Genomic DNA, 15,729 nt, shown 5'->3' with positions numbered 1-15,729 from the left:
CGCGGCCGGCACATCGCACCCCGGGCCGCGGCCGGCCGAACGGCGTGCCCTCGGCGCGGTGGGCCCACTGCGCGCCGGTCAGCTCCGGCGGCTCCGGGGTCTCGGCGGTCGTCGGGGAGCCGGCCCCGTCAGGCCTTGCCTTCGGGACCGCTCGCCACCGGGGCGCCGAGGTCCTCCTCTTCCGGGAGTTCCTCGGTGTCCACGCCGCGGACCTGGGAGAGCTCGTGCTTGAGGGCGGCCAGCTCGGCACCGCCCGCCATGTGGTTGGTGAGCTCTTCGAGGGTGATGTCGCTGCGCTGGGCGGAGAGTTCGAGGGTACCGAGGCGCAGTACGCTGAAGTGGTCGCCGACCATGTAGGCGTGGTGCGGGTTGTGGGTGATGAAGATGACGCCCAGGCCGCGTTCGCGGGCGGCGGCGATGTACTTCAGCACGACACCGGACTGCTTGACGCCGAGGGCGGCGGTCGGCTCGTCGAGGATGAGGACGCGGGCGCCGAAGTAGACGGCACGGGCGATGGCCACGCACTGGCGCTGGCCGCCGGAGAGCGTGCCGATGGGCTGCTCCAGGTCGTCCAGGACGATGCCCATGTTGCGCAGTTCCCGGTCGGCGGTCTCCTTCATCCTGGCGATGTCGAGACGGCGCAGGGGCCAGGGGCCCTTGGTCATCTCGGAGCCGAGGAAGAAGTTGCGCCACACCGGCATCAGCGGGACGGTGGCGAGGTCCTGGTAGACGGTGGCGATGCCCTTGTCCAGGGCGTCGCGCGGGCTGGCGAAGCGCACCGGCTCGCCGTCGACGAGGAGGTCGCCCTCGGTGTGCTGGTGCAGCCCCGAGATGATCTTGATGAGGGTGGACTTGCCGGCGCCGTTGTCGCCGAGGACGCAGGTCACCTGGTTGGCGAAGACCTTGAGGTCGACGCCGTGCAGGGCACGGATGTTGCCGTACGACTTGCCCGTGCGGCGCAGTTCGACGATCGGGCCGCCGTCGGCGGGCGCGGTGTCCTGGAGGATGGCGCCGTGCGTTCCGGTTGTGTTGTCTGTCATCGGGTCACCTCCTGGTCGCGGTGCGCTGGACCCACAGGTTGATCATGACGGCGCCGAGCAGCATGACGCCGAGGAAGGCCTTGAACCAGTCGGGGTTCCAGCCGGCGTAGACGATGCCCTGCTGCACCATGCCGAACATGAAGGCGCCGAAGACCGGGCCGATCGCCGAACCGGCGCCGCCGGTGAGCAGGCAGCCGCCGATCACCGCGGCGGAGATGTAGATCAGCTCCTGGCCGACGCCCTCGCCTGACTGCACGGTGTTGAAGGAGAACAGCTGGTGCATGCCGACGAACCAGGCGCCGAAGCCGACCAGCATGAACAGCGAGATCTTGGTGAAGTTCACCGGGACGCCGACCGCGCGGGCGCTGTCCTTGTTGCCGCCGACCGCGAAGATCCAGTTGCCGTACCTGGTGCGCAGCAGGACCCAGGTGGCGACGGCGGCGAAGAACAGCCACCAGAAGATGGTGATCTTCACGTCGACGCCGCCGATGGTGACGGTCGAGGCGAAGATGCTCTTCACCTGGTTGAAGCCGTCCATGTTGCTGATGTCGTCGGTGGCGACGTTGCCGGTGACCAGCTTGGTCACGGCGAGGTTGACCCCCTGGAGGATCAGGAAGCTGCCGAGGGTGATGAGGAAGCTGGGCAGTCCGGTGCGGACCACCAGCCAGCCGTTGAGGGCGCCGATGGCGAGCGACACGACGAGCGCGGCGATCACGCCGACCCACACGTTCATGGACAGCTGGTAGGCCAGCATGCTCGCGGTCAGCGCCGAGGTGACCACCGCGACACCGGCCGAGAGGTCGAACTCGCCGCCGATCATCAGCAGGGCGACCGGGATGGCCATGATGCCGATGGTCGAGGACTGGTAGAGGATGTTCGCCATCGAACTGGCCTCGCGCACCGGCGGGGCCGCGACCAGGAAGAAGACGTAGACCGCGACGGCGCCGAGGAAGACGCCCACCTCGGGCCGGGCCAGCAGCCTGAGGGCCAGCGGCCGTTGTGCGGTGCGGCCGTCCTTCTCCCGCGAGCCGGGGGCCGGCGGTGTCTCCACCGCCGGCGCGGACTGCTGACTCATACCGATCACCGAGTGCCCTTCGCGGCGAACTGGGCGACCTTCTCGACGTTGGACTTGTCGACGAAGGCCGGACCGGTCAGCACCGGCTGCTCACCGCCGCCGCTGTAGTTGCCGTTGTTCTTGTAGAGCCACAGCGAGTCGACCGCGAGGTAGCCCTGGAGGTAGGGCTGCTGGTCCACGGCGAACTCGATGGTGCCCTTGCTGATGGCGCCGGTCAGGTCCTTGTTCAGGTCGAAGGTGGCGATCTTGGCCTTGCTGCCCGCGTCGGACACCGACTGCACGGCGATCAGCGCGATGGGGGCGCCGAGCGTGACCACGTGGTCGACGGCGCCGTCCTGCTTGAGCTTGGCGGTGATCGTCGACTTGACCGAGGTCGGCGAGGTGCCGTCGACGTACAGGGTCTCCGTCGTCCCGGAGAACGTCTTCTTCACGCCGTCGCAGCGCTGGGTGAGGCCGACGTTGCCCTGCTCCTGGATGACACAGACGACCTTCTTGGCACCCTCCGTGTTCAGCCGGTTGCCGAGCGCCTCGCCCGCGACCGTCTCGTCCTGGCCGAAGAACTCGAGCAGACCGAGCTTCTTCCAGTCGCTCAGGCCGGAGTTGAGCCCCACCACCGGGATCTTCGCCGAACTCGCCTTGGAGACGACGTCCTTCATGGCGTCCGGCTTGGCGAGGGTGACGGCTATCCCGTCGACCTTCTGGTCGATCGCGTTCTGCACCAGGTTGGCCTGGTTGCCGGCGTTCGGGTCGGCCGAGTAGACCAGCTTGATGTTGTCCTTGGCGGCGGCCGCCTCGGCACCCTTGCGGACGATGTCCCAGAAGGTGTCGCCGGGCGCCTGGTGGGTGACGAGCGCGACCGTCATGCGGGGGGTGCTCGCCTTGCCCGCGGAGGCGGCCGCGCCGCCCTCCTCGGACTTCTTTCCCCCGGTGCTGCTGGAGCAGCCGGTAAGAGCCAGGGCGGCCGCCGCGGCCGCGGCGACGAAGGGGGCCAGTTTCCGCGTACGGGTACGGGCTGAGCGGTCCATCTTTCCTGCACCTCACTGTGCGCCGGGGGAAAAGGGGGATCTCGGGGATCCCGTGCCGGCCCGGGCCGAAAAGTGGTGGTCCGAGCCGGTGCTGCGTGTTGGGACGGGATACAAGCCCCTGTGCGGCCCGCTGTCAATACTTTGTTAAGACATCATTTCACGCTCAGGTCCGAATGTAAGTACAAACCATTGACAGTGCGACCCGTCCCGATCTACACCTGAGGGGCGTCCTGCCCACCCCGAAGCCCGTACGCAGGCGATCCCTACCCGCTTCCGCCGGGTGTACCCCCACCCCCGCCCTGATGAGGTCCCCATGAGCCAGCCGACCACCCGCCTGACCGTGGCCCAGGCACTGGTGCGGTTCCTGTCCGCCCAGTACACCGAGCGCGACGGCGTCCGGCACCGGCTGATCGCCGGCACCTGGGGCATCTTCGGCCACGGCAACGTGGCCGGGATCGGCCAGGCGCTCCTGGAGTACGGCGACGTCATGCCGTACCACCAGGGCCGCAACGAACAGGCCATGGTGCACGCGGCCGCGGCGCACGCCCGGCAGCTGGACCGGCTCTCCGCGCAGGCGGTGACCACGTCCATCGGCCCGGGCGCCACCAACCTGGTGACCGGCGCCGCCCTCGCCACCATCAACCGCCTGCCGGTGCTGCTGCTGCCCGGCGACTACTTCGCGAGCCACGCCCCCGACCCGCTGCTGCAACAGCTGGAGCACCCGACCGAGTTCGACGTCTCGGTGAACGACACCCTGCGTCCGGTCTCGCGCTACTTCGACCGGGTCACCCGCGCCGAGGCGCTGATCCCCTCCGCCCTGAACGCGATGCGCGTGCTCGCCGACCCGGCCGAGACCGGCGCGGTCACCCTCGCCCTCCCCCAGGACGTCCAGGCGGAGGCCTACGACTGGCCGGAGGAGTTCTTCGCCGACCGTGTCTGGCGGGTACGGCGGCCGGCCCCCGACCCGGCCGAGCTGACGGCCGCGGCAGCCGCCGTACGGGCCGCCCGGCGCCCGTTGATCGTGGCGGGCGGCGGAGTCCACCACAGCCGCGCGGAGGACGCCCTGAGGGGCCTCGTGGAGGCCACGGGCATCCCGGTCGCCTCGACCCAGGCGGGCAAGGGCTCGCTGCGCCACGACCACCCGGCCGATCTGGGCGGTATCGGGCACACCGGGACCGCCGTCGCCGACGACCTGGCCCGCACCGCCGACCTGGTCATCGGGGTGGGCACCCGGTACTCGGACTTCACCACGGCCTCCGGCACCCTCTTCCAGCACCCGGCCGTCCGCTTCCTGAACCTGAACATCACCGGCCTCGACGCCCACAAGCAGTCCGCGCACCCGCTGGTCTGCGACGCGCGCACCGGGCTCACGGCCCTCACCGAGGCCCTCGCGGGGCACCGGGTGGCCGCGGAGTACGTGGCCGAGTACCGGGCGGGCAAGGAGCGCTGGGAGGCCGTCGTCGAGGCCGCCTACCGCGCGGACGACGAGGACTCCGTACCGACCCAGACCCAGGTGCTCGGCGCCCTGGACGCCGTCGTCGGGGATGACGACGTCGTCATCAACGCGGCAGGTTCGCTCCCGGGCGACCTGCACAAGCTGTGGCGGGCCCGCTCGCCGCGCCAGTACCACCTGGAGTACGGCTACTCCTGCATGGGGTACGAGATCCCGGCGGGCATCGGCGTCCAGCAGGCCGCGCCGGACGTGACCGTCTGGTCGCTGGTCGGCGACGGCACCTACCTGATGATGCCGACCGAGATCGTCACCGCCGTCCAGGAGGGCCTGCCGGTCAACCTGGTCCTCGTCCAGAACCACGGCTACGCCTCCATCGGCGGCCTGTCCGAGGCGGTGGGCGGCGAGCGGTTCGGCACCGCCTACCGGTACCGGGCCGCCGACGGCACCTTCTCCGGCGCCCCGCTGCCGGTCGACCTCGCCGCCAACGCGGCCAGCCTCGGCATGGACGTGCTGCGCGCCAAGACGGTGCGGGAGCTGCGCGAGGCGCTGTCCGCGGCCCGCGCGAGCGACCGGCCCACGTGCGTGTACGTGGAGACGGACCCGGCGACCGGCGCCCCGCCCGCCGAGGCGTGGTGGGACGTGCCGGTCGCCGAGACCGCGTCCCGTGAGGCCGCCGTACACGCCCGTGCGGACTACGACCGGCAGGTCGCCGACCGCGTCCGGCACCTGTGACCCCCAGAACCCCGGAAGGAGGTCTCCCGGTGGCCAGAACCGGTGATTCCACCCGCGCCGCGACCGTCCCGGCGCTCGACAGCCTGGACTTCGCCCTGGACCGGGGCAGCCCGGTGCCGCTCTACTACCAGCTCGCCCAGCAGCTGGAGGAGGCCATCGAGCACGGCGTGCTGGCGCCGGGCAACCTCCTGGGCAACGAGATCGACCTGTCGGTGCGGCTCGGCCTGTCCCGGCCCACGGTCCGCCAGGCCATCCAGTCGCTGGTCGACAAGGGCCTGCTCGTGCGTCGCCGGGGCGTGGGCACCCAGGTGGTGCACAGTCAGGTCAAGCGCCCGCTGGAGCTGAGCAGCCTCTACGACGACCTGGAGTCGGCCGGGCAGGGCCCGACCACCCGGGTGCTGCGCAACGAGCGGATCCCGGCGACCGCCGAGGTGGCCGCGGCGCTCGGCATCGCGGAGGGCGCGGAGGTGGTGGTCCTGGAGCGGCTGCGCTGCACCCACGGCCAGCCGGTGGCGTTCCTGTGCAACTACCTGCCGGCGGCCCTGCTCGACCTGGAGACGGAACGTCTGGAGTCGACCGGCCTGTACCGGATGATGCGCACGGCCGGCATCACCCTGCACAGCGCCCGGCAGACCGTGGGCGCCCGCAGCGCGACCGCCGAGGAGGCCGCCCGGCTGGACGAGCAGGCGGGCGCCGCCCTGCTCACCATGCGCCGCACGGCCTACGACGACACCGGCCGGCCGGTGGAGTACGGCAGCCACGTCTACCGGGCGTCCCGGTACGCCTTCGACTTCCAGTTGCTCGTCCGGCCGTAGCCCGTCGTCGGCGAGGAGGCGGGAGCAGCAGGTCCGGGGGTGTGAAACCAACATGCCCGCACACGAGCCCCCACGGAGTTTGTCCGGTGGGGGCTCGGTCGTCCCGCTTTGTTCAACAAACCGGCAGGCGACCATGACGATTACGTTTCGGGCAAGAGACGGGCGAGAGAGACGCAGGCTATTGACGCATGAGAGGACAAGCGGCTGTTATTGCGCCCACGATGTTCGGCCGAGTTGGTTTCTGATCGGTTTCGGGACCTTTCGAAGATCAGCTCTTCCCCTTGCCGAACCCTGTTACTCCAGGAGCCGCCATGCGCATCTCCCCGTCCGGTCTTCACGTGCCGGGTCCGAGCCGCCGTAACGTCCTGCGTGGGGCCGGCTCTGCCGCCCTCCTCGCCGGTGCCGGCATACCCCTGCTGTCCGCCTGCGGAAGCAGCGGGTCCTCCTCCGACCCGAAGACCGTGAGCCTCGGCTCCAACTCGTCGGACGCGGTGCCGAAGAAGGCGTTCGCGGAGATCTACGCGGCCTTCACCAAGCAGTCCGGCATCAAGGTCGACGTCAACACGAAGGACCACAACACCTTCCAGGAGCAGATCAACTCCTACCTGCAGGGCACGCCGGACGACGTGTTCACCTGGTTCGCCGGGTACCGCATGCAGTTCTTCGCGGCCAAGAACCTGGCCTCGCCGATCGACGACGTGTGGGCGAAGATCGGGGACAACTTCCCCGACGCGATGAAGCAGCTCAGCAAGGGCGAGGACGGCAAGTACTACTTCGTCCCGCTGTACACGTACCCGTGGGCGATCTTCTACCGCAAGAGCGTCTTCCAGGCGAAGGGCTACGAAGTCCCCACCACCTGGGACGCGTTCGTCGCCCTGTGCAAGAAGATGAAGGGCGACGGCCTGGTCCCGATCGCCTTCGGCGACAAGGACGCCTGGCCGGCGATGGGCACCTTCGACCAGATCAACTTCCGCCTCAACGGCTACGACTTCCACAAGTCCCTGATGGCGGGCAAGGAGTCCTGGACCGACCCCAAGGTCAAGGCCGTCTTCGACCACTGGGCCGAGATCCTCCCCTACCACCAGGACGGCTTCATGGGCCGCACCTGGCAGGACGCCGCCCAGACCCTGGTCTCCAAGAAGGCCGGCATGTACGTCCTCGGTTCCTTCGTGGGCCAGCAGTTCACCAACAAGGCCGACCTGGACGACCTCGACTTCTTCGCCTTCCCGGAGCTCAACTCCGCGTACGGCCAGGACACCGTCGAGGCGCCCACCGACGGCTTCATGGTCAGCAAGTCCCCGAAGAACCACGACGGTGTCGTCAAGCTCATGGAGTACCTCGGCACCCCCGAGGCCGAGCAGATCTACCTGAAGGCCGACAACAGCGTGGTGGCCGCCTCCAGCAAGGCCGACACCTCGTCGTACACCGCGCTGCAGAAGAAGGCGTACACGATGATCAGCGGCGCCAAGAACCTCACCCAGTTCATGGACCGCGACTCCCGCCCGGACTTCACCTCCACGGTGATGCAGCCCGGTCTGCAGAAGTTCCTGCAGAACCCCAAGGGGATCGACAGCCTGCTCTCGTCCATCGAGCGCCAGAAGAAGACCATCTTCGCCTCCCAGTGAGCTCTGGAATGACCACCGATACCCCCACGAAGTCCCAGGAGGCGGCCGCCGTGCCGCCTCCTGGGCGCGCGTCCGAGAAGAAGCGGATCCGGCAGGGGCACAAGCGCCTGCTGACCCGCCGCGACCGGATCACGCTCGCCTTCATGGCGGGCGTGCCGACGATCCTGCACGTTCTCCTGGTCTGGGTGACCGCCCTGGCCTCGATCCTCCTCGCCTTCACCACCTGGGACGGCATCGGCTTCGACTCCATCAAGTGGGTCGGGCTGGACAACTTCAAACAGCTCTTCGCCGACAACCCGCAGTTCTGGCCCGCGGTCCAGCACAACGTCATCTGGTTCGTCGTGCTCATCCTGATCCCGACGCCGTTCGGCCTGTTCCTGGCCGTACAGCTGGACAAGAAGATCAGGTTCACCCGGATCTACCAGACCGCGTTCTTCCTGCCGGTCGTCATCTCGATGGCCTGCATCGGCTTCGTCTGGCAGCTGATCTACAACCCGGACACGGGTCTGATCAACAGCATCATCGGCGCCAACAAGCCCGGTCACTACATCGACTGGATCGGCGACCCGAAGCTCAACCTGTGGGCCGTGCTGATCGCCGCGTCCTGGCGGCACGCCGGCTACATGATGATCCTGTACCTGGCCGGTCTCAAGAGCGTGGACCCGTCGCTGCGGGAGGCCTCGGCCCTGGACGGCGCCAACGAGTGGCAGACGTTCAAGAACGTCATCTTCCCGACCCTGCGCCCGACCAACACGGTCGTCCTGGTCGTGACCATCATCGAGGCGCTGCGCGCCTTCGACCTGGTCTTCGTCTTCAACAAGGGCGCGCAGGGAACCGAGTTGCTCTCCATCCTGGTGACCAACAACATCATCGGCGAGTCCAGCCGGATCGGTTACGGCTCCGCGATCGCGGTGGTCCTGCTGGTCATCTCGCTGATCGTGATCATTCCGTACCTGATCGCGACCTTCCGGAAGGAGCGGCGCGCATGAGCACCGTGAGCGCGCTGGCCAAGCAGCGCAACCCGATCCGCCCGGCCCGCATCCTGCTGCACGTGTTCCTCGCCGGGGCGGCCCTGGCCTGGCTCGCCCCGCTGCTGTGGGCGGTCTTCTCGGCCATGCGCCCCTACAGCGAGACCAGCGCGCGCGGCTACCTGTCCTGGCCGCACACGCTGAACTTCGACAACTTCAAGAACGCGTTCACGCAGTCGGACATGACCCACTACTTCATGAACACGTTGATCATCGCGGTCCCGGCCGTGCTGCTCACGCTGTTCCTGTCGTCGATGGTCGCGTTCTACGTCAGCCGGTTCGACTTCCGGGTCAACCTGGCGCTGCTGCTGGTGTTCACCGCGGGCAACCTGCTCCCCCAGCAGGTCATCATCACCCCGCTCTACCGGCTGTACCTGCTGACCAACCTGCCGGGCATCACCCAGAGCGGCAAGCTGTACGACTCGGCGCTCGGTCTGGTGCTGATCCACGTCGCGTTCCAGTCCGGGTTCTGCGCGTTCGTGCTGTCGAACTACATGCGCTCGCTCCCGCACGAGCTGACCGAGGCCGCGCTGGTGGACGGCGCCTCGGTGTGGCGGCTGTACTGGCAGATCACGCTGCCGCTGTGCCGGCCCGCCATGGCGGCCCTGGCGACCCTGCTGTCGATCTGGATCTACAACGACTTCTTCTGGGCGCTGGTGCTGATCTCGACCGGTGAGAACATGCCGATCACCTCGGCGCTGAACAACCTCTCCGGCCAGTACTTCACCGACCCGAACCTGGTCGCCGCCGGCTCGCTGCTCACCGCGATCCCGACACTGATCGTGTACTTCGTGCTCCAGAAGCAGTTCGTCAGCGGTCTGACCCTGGGCTCCGCGAAGGGCTGACCCGGCTCCCCCGGCCGGGTGCGTGCGCACTCGGCCACCCGTGAAAGAGAAGCCCGTGCACAACCCGTTCACCCCGGCCGCCGCCGTGCCGGTGGACACGCGCACCGCCCGTGTCCACGAGGAGGGCTGGCAGTCCTGGTCACCGAGCGGCTCCTACGCCCTCGGGGCCGCGCCCCACCGCCCGACGAACCACAACTGGGCGACCGTCTGCTACCGCCCCGGCCGCGCCGTGCCGGCCGGGGCCTTCCAGGGCGAGGGCCTGCTGGCGCTCGACCCGGGCGACGGCTCCCCGGTCCGGCTCTGGGCGGCGCCGGACCCGCTGCACGAGGTGCCGTCGATCCGCCTCACGGTCGCGGGCTCGGTCGCCGAGGTGGCGGCCGACGGCCCGGTCAAGGAGTGGACCGGCACGGACGTCCAGTCCGTGCTGGCCGAATGGGCCGACTCGCTCGCCCTGCCGGCGCCGCGTCCCGCGCCGACCGTCTGGTGCTCCTGGTACGAGTACTTCACGGCCGTCACCGAGGACGACGTCCACGAGAACCTGCGGGCGATGGACACCCTGGACCTGCCGATCGACGTGGTGCAGATCGACGACGGCTACCAGAAGGCGCTGGGCGACTGGCTGACCCTCTCGGGCCGGTTCCGCTCCCGGCAGGGCGTCGCGGACACCATCCGCGCCCGCGGCCGCCGGGCGGGCATCTGGACGGCGCCCTTCCTGGTCGACCCGGCGAGCGAACTCGCCGCGACGCACCCGGACTGGCTGGTCCGCGACACCGACGGCGGCCCGCTGCACGCGGGCCGCAACTGGGGTCACGACCTGTACGTCCTGGACACCACGCACCCGGCCGCCGCGGCCTTCCTCACCGACGTGTTCGCGACGCTGCGCGCCGAGGGCTACGACTACTTCAAGACCGACTTCCTCTACGCGGGCGCGATGGACGGCGTCCGGCACTCGGGCGCGGACGCGCTGACCGCCTACCGGCTGGGCATCGCCCTGATCCGGGAGGCGATCGGCGCGGACGCCTACCTGCTGGGCTGCGGCGCCCCCGTCCTGCCGTCCATCGGCCTGTTCGACGCGATGCGGGTCAGCCCCGACACGGCCCCGCACCGCCGACCCGAGGCCGGTGACTACAGCCAGCCCGGCCAGGACCCCGCCGAGTTCACCGGCGCCGCCCGCCAGTGGCAGCACCGGCGCCTCTGGACCAACGACCCCGACTGCCTGATGGCCCGCCCCGCGGTGGAGACCCGTGACCGCTGGGCGGCCCACGTGGAGGCCGTCGGCGGCCTGGTCGCCTCCAGCGACCGGCTGCTCTCCCTCGACCCGTGGGGCGTGGAGACGACCCGCCGCATTCTGACCGGAGTTCACCGATGAGCGACCGCACCCTCTCCGTCCCGGGCATCGCCTACGGCGGCGACTACAACCCCGAGCAGTGGCCCGAGGAGGTCTGGGACGAGGACGTCCGCCTGATGCGCGAGGCGGGCGTCACCATGGTCAGCGTCGGCATCTTCTCGTGGGCGCTGATGGAGCCCTCCGAGGGCGTCTTCGACTTCTCGCGGATGGACCGGATCCTGGACCTCCTCCACGAGAACGGCATCGCGGCCGACCTCGCCACCCCCACGGCCGCGCCACCGGCCTGGTTCTTCCGCGCCCACCCCGAGGCGCTCCCGGTGGACCACGACGGCCGCACCCTGTCGTACGGCAGCCGCCAGACGTTCTGCCCGAGCAGCCCTGCCTACCGCGAGGCCGCGCTCCGCATCACGGCCGCCATCGCCGAGCGGTACGCGAGCCACCCGGCCGTCACGATGTGGCACGTCCACAACGAGTACGGCTGCCACAACGCGGCCTGCTACTGCGACACCAGCGCGGAGTCCTTCCGCCGCTGGCTGCGGGCCCGCTACGGCGACGACCTGGCCGCCCTCAACCACGCCTGGGGCACCACCTTCTGGAGCCAGTGGTACTACGACTGGGACGAGATCCTGCCGCCGCGCGCGACCGGCGCCGTACCCAACCCGACGCAGCAGCTGGACTGGCGCCGGTTCTGCTCGGACGAACTGCTGTCGCTGTACACGGCCGAGCGGGACGTGCTGCGGGAGGCGGCCCCGGCGATCCCGGCCACCACCAACTTCATGGTGATGTCCACCTTCGACGCCCTCGACTACTGGCGCTGGGCACCGGAGCTGGACGTGGTGGCCAACGACCACTACCTGATGTCCACCGACCCCGAGTCGGAGATCGACGTCGCGCTCAGCGGTGACCTGATGCGGTCGCTGGCGGGCGGGCCGTGGCTGCTGATGGAGCACTCGACGGGCGCCGTGAACTGGCAGCCCGTCAACCGGGCTAAGAACCCGGGCGAGTTGCGGCGCAACGCGCTCGCCCATGTGGCGCACGGCGCCGACGGCATCGCGTACTTCCAGTGGCGGGCGGCGAAGGCGGGTGCCGAGCAGTGGCACTCGGCGATGCTGCCGCACGCGGGTACGGACAGCCAGATCTGGCGGGACGTGGTCCGGCTGGGCGCGGACCTCAGGGCGCTGGCCGAGGTCCGCGGCAGCACCGGCACGGCCGAGGTGGCCGTCGTCTGGGACTGGGACGCCCGATGGGCGGTCGAGCTGCCCTCCCAGCCCAGCGGGGAGCTGCGCTACCTGGACGTGGTCCGGGCCTGGTACGAGCCCCTGTGGCGAGCGGGCGTGGCCGTGGACTTCGTCCGCCCGGACGCCGACCTGTCGGCGTACAAGGCGGTCCTCGCCCCGAGCCTTTACCTGGTGGACGACGCGGGCGCGGCCAACCTGGCGGCCTTCACCCAGGCCGGCGGCACCCTCGCCGTCGGCTTCCACAGCGGCGCCGTGGACGAGAACTGCCATGTGCGGCTGGGCGGTTACCCGGGGGCCTTCCGGGAGCTGCTGGGCGTGTCCACCGACGAACTGTTCCCGCTGCTGCCCGGGCAGCGGGTGCCGCTCAGCGAGGGCGGCACCGGGTCGCTCTGGTCGGAGCGGGTCCGCCCGGCGGGCGCGGACGTGGTGACGTCGTACACCGACGGGCCGCTGGCCGGTGTGCCCGCGGTCACCCGGCACGGGTACGGCTCGGGTGCCGCCTGGTACGTGGCCACCCTCCCGGACGCCGACACCCTGGCGGGGCTGCTGGACCGGATCCGCGCCGAGGCGGGCGTGGCCGCGGTCCGCACCGCCCCGGCGGGGGTGGAGGTGGCCCGGCGGCGCGGCGCGGACGCGGACTACCTGTTCGTGATCGACCACACCGGGCAGGGCGCCGAACTCGCGGTCGCTCCCGGCTCGGTGGAACTGCTGTCCGGCAAGCCGGCCGACGGCACGGTCACCGTGGCGCCCGGCGACGTCGCCGTCGTACGGGAGCCGCGGGCCCGGTAGCCGCCGAGGACCGGGGGGCTTCATGCCGCCTCCTGCGTTCGCGCACCCGGGGTCCGGGTGCGCGAACGGCAGTCTTCGGCTCGAAGTGCGGTCCAGGTCAGCGGTGTCGACGGGATCACCGACCGGCGAACGGGCCCTCCAGAGCCGCCCACTGCAACAGCATGATCGTCTTGGCGTCGGCGATCTCGCCCGTCCGGATCATCTCCAGGGCCCGGCGGAAGGGGAGTTCGAGGATCTCGATGTCCTCGCCCTCCTCGTCCAGGCCGCCGCCCTCGTGGGTGCGGGTGGACGGGCCGTAGGCGGCCGCGTAGAAGGAGATCCGCTCGGTGACCGAGCCGGGGCTCATGTAGACGTCGAAGACGTGCTGGACGTCGCCGACGGTGTGCCCGGTCTCCTCGACCACCTCCCGGCGGACCGCGTGCTCGGGGTGTTCGTCCGCGTCGTCCAGGAGCCCTGCGGGGGTCTCGATCAGCATGCCGTCGGGGTGGCCGTTGACGTACACCGGGAACCTGAACTGGCGGGTGAGCAGGACGGTTTCGCGTTCGGTGTCGTACAGCAGGAGGGTGGCGCCGTTGCCGCGGTCGTGGGTCTCGCGCTCCTCGGTGCGCCAGGTGCCGTCGGCGTGCCGGTAGTCGAAGGTGGTGGCCCGCTCGACGTACCAGTGGCTGGACAGCAGTTTCACGTCCCGGACCCGCACGTTCGGGTTGCCGGTCAGGTCCCGGCCGGTGCGGTCGAGTCCGGTACGGCCCCGGCGGTCCGGGGTGTCGACCCCGGCGGTCATCGGATGCCGGCCGGGCGGGCGCAGGTGTTCGGATGGCTCATGATCACCTGTCTACCACCCGCCCGGTCCGGCCGATGTGACCTAGTGCACTTCCACCTTCTCGGGGTCCTCGTCGAGGAAGCCGCCCGACTGGTGCTGCCACAGTTTTGCGTAGGCGCCCTGGGCGGCGAGCAGTTCGTGGTGCGTGCCCTGCTCGACGATCCGGCCCCGGTCGAGGACCACCAGCCGGTCCATGGCGGCGACCGTGCTCAGCCGGTGCGCCACCACCAGGGCCGTCCGCCCCTCCATGAGCCGCCACAGCGCCTCCTGGACGAGGAGCTCGCTCTCGGAGTCGAGGGCGCTGGTCGCCTCGTCCAGGAGCAGGATCGGGGCGTCCCTGAGGATCGCCCGTGCCAGTGCGACCCGCTGCCGCTGGCCGCCGGAGAGCTTCACGCCCCGCTCCCCCACCATCGTCTCGAAGCCGTCGGGCAGCGCGTCGGCGAACTCCGTGACGTGCGCGGCCTCCGCGGCCAGCCGGATCTCGGCGTCGGTGGCGCCGGGCCGGGCGAAGGCGATGTTGTCCCGCAGGGTGCGGTGGAACATCGCGGGGTCCTGCGGGACGTAGGCGATCAGGCTGCGCAGGTCGGCCTGGCGCAGCCGGCTGATGTCCTGGCCGCCGATCGTGATCCGGCCGCCGTCGATGTCGGTCATCCGCAGCAGCAGCCGGGTGAGCGTGGTCTTGCCGCCGCCCGACCGGCCGACGAAGCCGAACCTCGATCCGCTGGGCACCTCCAGGTCCAGCCCCTCGAACAGTGGTGTGGCACCCGCGTGGGTGAAGGAGACCTTCTCGAAGCGGACGTCCGCGCCCTTCGGAGCGAGCGGTTCGGGCACCTCCGGGTCGAGCACGGTCGGCGGTTCCAGGAGCAGTTCGGTGAACTGCGCGGCCTCCGTCATGGAGCTTTCCATGCGCCGGTAGATCTGGTTGAACTCGAACATGATCCGGGTCGCGTTGCTGTAGTAGGTGAAGGCGACCACGACCGCCTCCACGCTGTGCCCGCCGCCCGCCAGCGTGACGGCGAGCAGCAGGCCGAGCGCGTTGGTCGCCACGGACATCGGTGCGACGAACGTGTCGATGCGCAGGTTGCCGTAGTCCCAGGAGCGCAGCTGGCGCCGCCGCGACTCGGCGACCCGTGACCGGTGTTCGGCGGCCTCCCGCTCCTCGGCGGCGAACGCCCGGACCGTGTCCATGTTCATCAGGCTGTCGGCGACATGCCCGGACACCCGGGCGATGGCCTCCTCGCGTTCGGCGACCAGCCGCTGCCGGCGCCGGATCAGCGGAACCGCGCACACCCCGGTGACCGCGATCATCGTCAACAGGCCCGCGACCAGCAGCGGTTCGTAGCGCCACAGCACCACGGACCCGAAAGCCAGGGGCACGAAGCTGCCGACGATGTTGAAGGTGAGGGTGTCGCCGAACTCCTCGAAGCGGGTGGCGAAGCTCAGCACCCGCTTGGTGAGGGACCCGGCGAAGTTGTCGTGGAAGAACGCGGCGTCCTTCGCGAACAGTTCGTCCATCCCGATGACGTACAGCCGCTCGATGCCGAGCGCGTCCAGGCGGTTCAGGCAGTGCAGACCGACCCGCCAGAGCGCCTCCGCCAGCAGCAGGACGCCGGCGAAGCCGAGGACGTACGGCAGCGCGCTGCGCGGGCTCAGGCCGTGGCCGTCGGCGATCCGGCCGACCAGCTTGGCCACGACCAGCGGGGCCAGGTAGTTGATGCCGATGTTGCCGAGCGCCGGCAGCAGCATCGCGGGAACGGTGAGCCGCTTGAGCCGGGCCAGCTCCCGTCCGTAGTAACGGAGCGCGAGCAGCACCGCGCCCCTGCGTGGTCCGGTGGCAGGTAAATCGACAGAGGATGTCATGTCAACCCTGTGTAGTCGTCGCACGGCATGCCGAGT

Annotated in this window: 12 protein-coding genes; 7 read left to right on the top strand and 5 right to left on the bottom strand. The window is 70.1% G+C overall.

The window, feature by feature from the left end; all coding sequences use genetic code 11:
• Window positions 1-128: 128 nt before the first annotated feature.
• Genes ACZ3KP_RS01165 through ACZ3KP_RS01155 form a run of 3 tightly spaced genes read right to left on the bottom strand, consistent with a single transcriptional unit; the run spans window position 129 to window position 3,140 of the window.
• Window positions 129-1,040 (bottom strand): ATP-binding cassette domain-containing protein, encoded by a 912-nt coding sequence (locus tag ACZ3KP_RS01165; protein WP_467495335.1) that lies wholly within the window; start codon window positions 1,038-1,040, stop codon window positions 129-131.
• 4 nt (window positions 1,041-1,044) lie between these two features.
• Entirely contained in the window at window positions 1,045-2,115 is a 1,071-nt protein-coding gene (locus tag ACZ3KP_RS01160) for an ABC transporter permease (protein ID WP_467495333.1), read from the bottom strand.
• A 5-nt stretch (window positions 2,116-2,120) separates the two neighbouring features.
• Window positions 2,121-3,140 (bottom strand): sugar ABC transporter substrate-binding protein, encoded by a 1,020-nt coding sequence (locus ACZ3KP_RS01155; RefSeq protein ID WP_467495331.1) that lies wholly within the window; start codon window positions 3,138-3,140, stop codon window positions 2,121-2,123.
• Window positions 3,141-3,453: 313 nt separating this feature from the next.
• Here ACZ3KP_RS01155 and iolD point away from each other — a divergent pair, with 313 nt between their 5' ends.
• The 7 genes from iolD (at window position 3,454) to ACZ3KP_RS01120 (ending at window position 13,013) form a co-directional block, all read left to right on the top strand.
• Window positions 3,454-5,325: a 3D-(3,5/4)-trihydroxycyclohexane-1,2-dione acylhydrolase (decyclizing) gene (gene iolD / locus ACZ3KP_RS01150; RefSeq protein ID WP_467495329.1), complete on the top strand. Its 1,872-nt coding sequence runs from the start codon at window positions 3,454-3,456 to the stop codon at window positions 5,323-5,325.
• 29 nt (window positions 5,326-5,354) lie between these two features.
• Window positions 5,355-6,140, top strand: a complete 786-nt coding sequence (locus ACZ3KP_RS01145) for a GntR family transcriptional regulator (RefSeq protein ID WP_467495327.1) — start codon at window positions 5,355-5,357, stop codon at window positions 6,138-6,140.
• Window positions 6,141-6,451: 311 nt separating this feature from the next.
• On the top strand, window positions 6,452-7,765 hold the full coding sequence (locus ACZ3KP_RS01140) for an ABC transporter substrate-binding protein (RefSeq protein ID WP_467495325.1): 1,314 nt from the start codon (window positions 6,452-6,454) through the stop codon (window positions 7,763-7,765).
• An 8-nt stretch (window positions 7,766-7,773) separates the two neighbouring features.
• On the top strand, window positions 7,774-8,754 hold the full coding sequence (locus ACZ3KP_RS01135) for a carbohydrate ABC transporter permease (RefSeq protein ID WP_361336888.1): 981 nt from the start codon (window positions 7,774-7,776) through the stop codon (window positions 8,752-8,754).
• Window positions 8,751-9,638, top strand: coding sequence for a carbohydrate ABC transporter permease (locus tag ACZ3KP_RS01130; protein WP_467495323.1), 888 nt, complete (start codon window positions 8,751-8,753; stop codon window positions 9,636-9,638). Before ACZ3KP_RS01135 ends, ACZ3KP_RS01130 begins: the two co-directional genes overlap by 4 nt.
• A 55-nt stretch (window positions 9,639-9,693) precedes the next feature.
• Window positions 9,694-11,007: a glycoside hydrolase family 36 protein gene (locus ACZ3KP_RS01125; RefSeq protein WP_467496732.1), complete on the top strand. Its 1,314-nt coding sequence runs from the start codon at window positions 9,694-9,696 to the stop codon at window positions 11,005-11,007.
• Complete coding sequence (locus ACZ3KP_RS01120; RefSeq protein ID WP_467495321.1) at window positions 11,004-13,013, top strand: beta-galactosidase; 2,010 nt, start codon at window positions 11,004-11,006, stop codon at window positions 13,011-13,013. Before ACZ3KP_RS01125 ends, ACZ3KP_RS01120 begins: the two co-directional genes overlap by 4 nt.
• A 115-nt stretch (window positions 13,014-13,128) precedes the next feature.
• On the opposite strand, the gene ACZ3KP_RS01115 is transcribed toward ACZ3KP_RS01120, so the two are convergent.
• Window positions 13,129-13,794 (bottom strand): NUDIX domain-containing protein, encoded by a 666-nt coding sequence (locus ACZ3KP_RS01115; RefSeq protein ID WP_467495319.1) that lies wholly within the window; start codon window positions 13,792-13,794, stop codon window positions 13,129-13,131.
• Window positions 13,795-13,875: 81 nt separating this feature from the next.
• Window positions 13,876-15,693, bottom strand: a complete 1,818-nt coding sequence (locus tag ACZ3KP_RS01110) for an ABC transporter ATP-binding protein (protein WP_358979832.1) — start codon at window positions 15,691-15,693, stop codon at window positions 13,876-13,878.
• Window positions 15,694-15,729: the final 36 nt, after the last annotated feature.

The organism is Streptomyces sp. NPDC020958 (genome assembly GCF_055562175.1).
The sequence above is the reverse complement of the archived record's forward strand: the minus strand, read 5'-3'. Positions and strand labels throughout refer to the sequence as shown.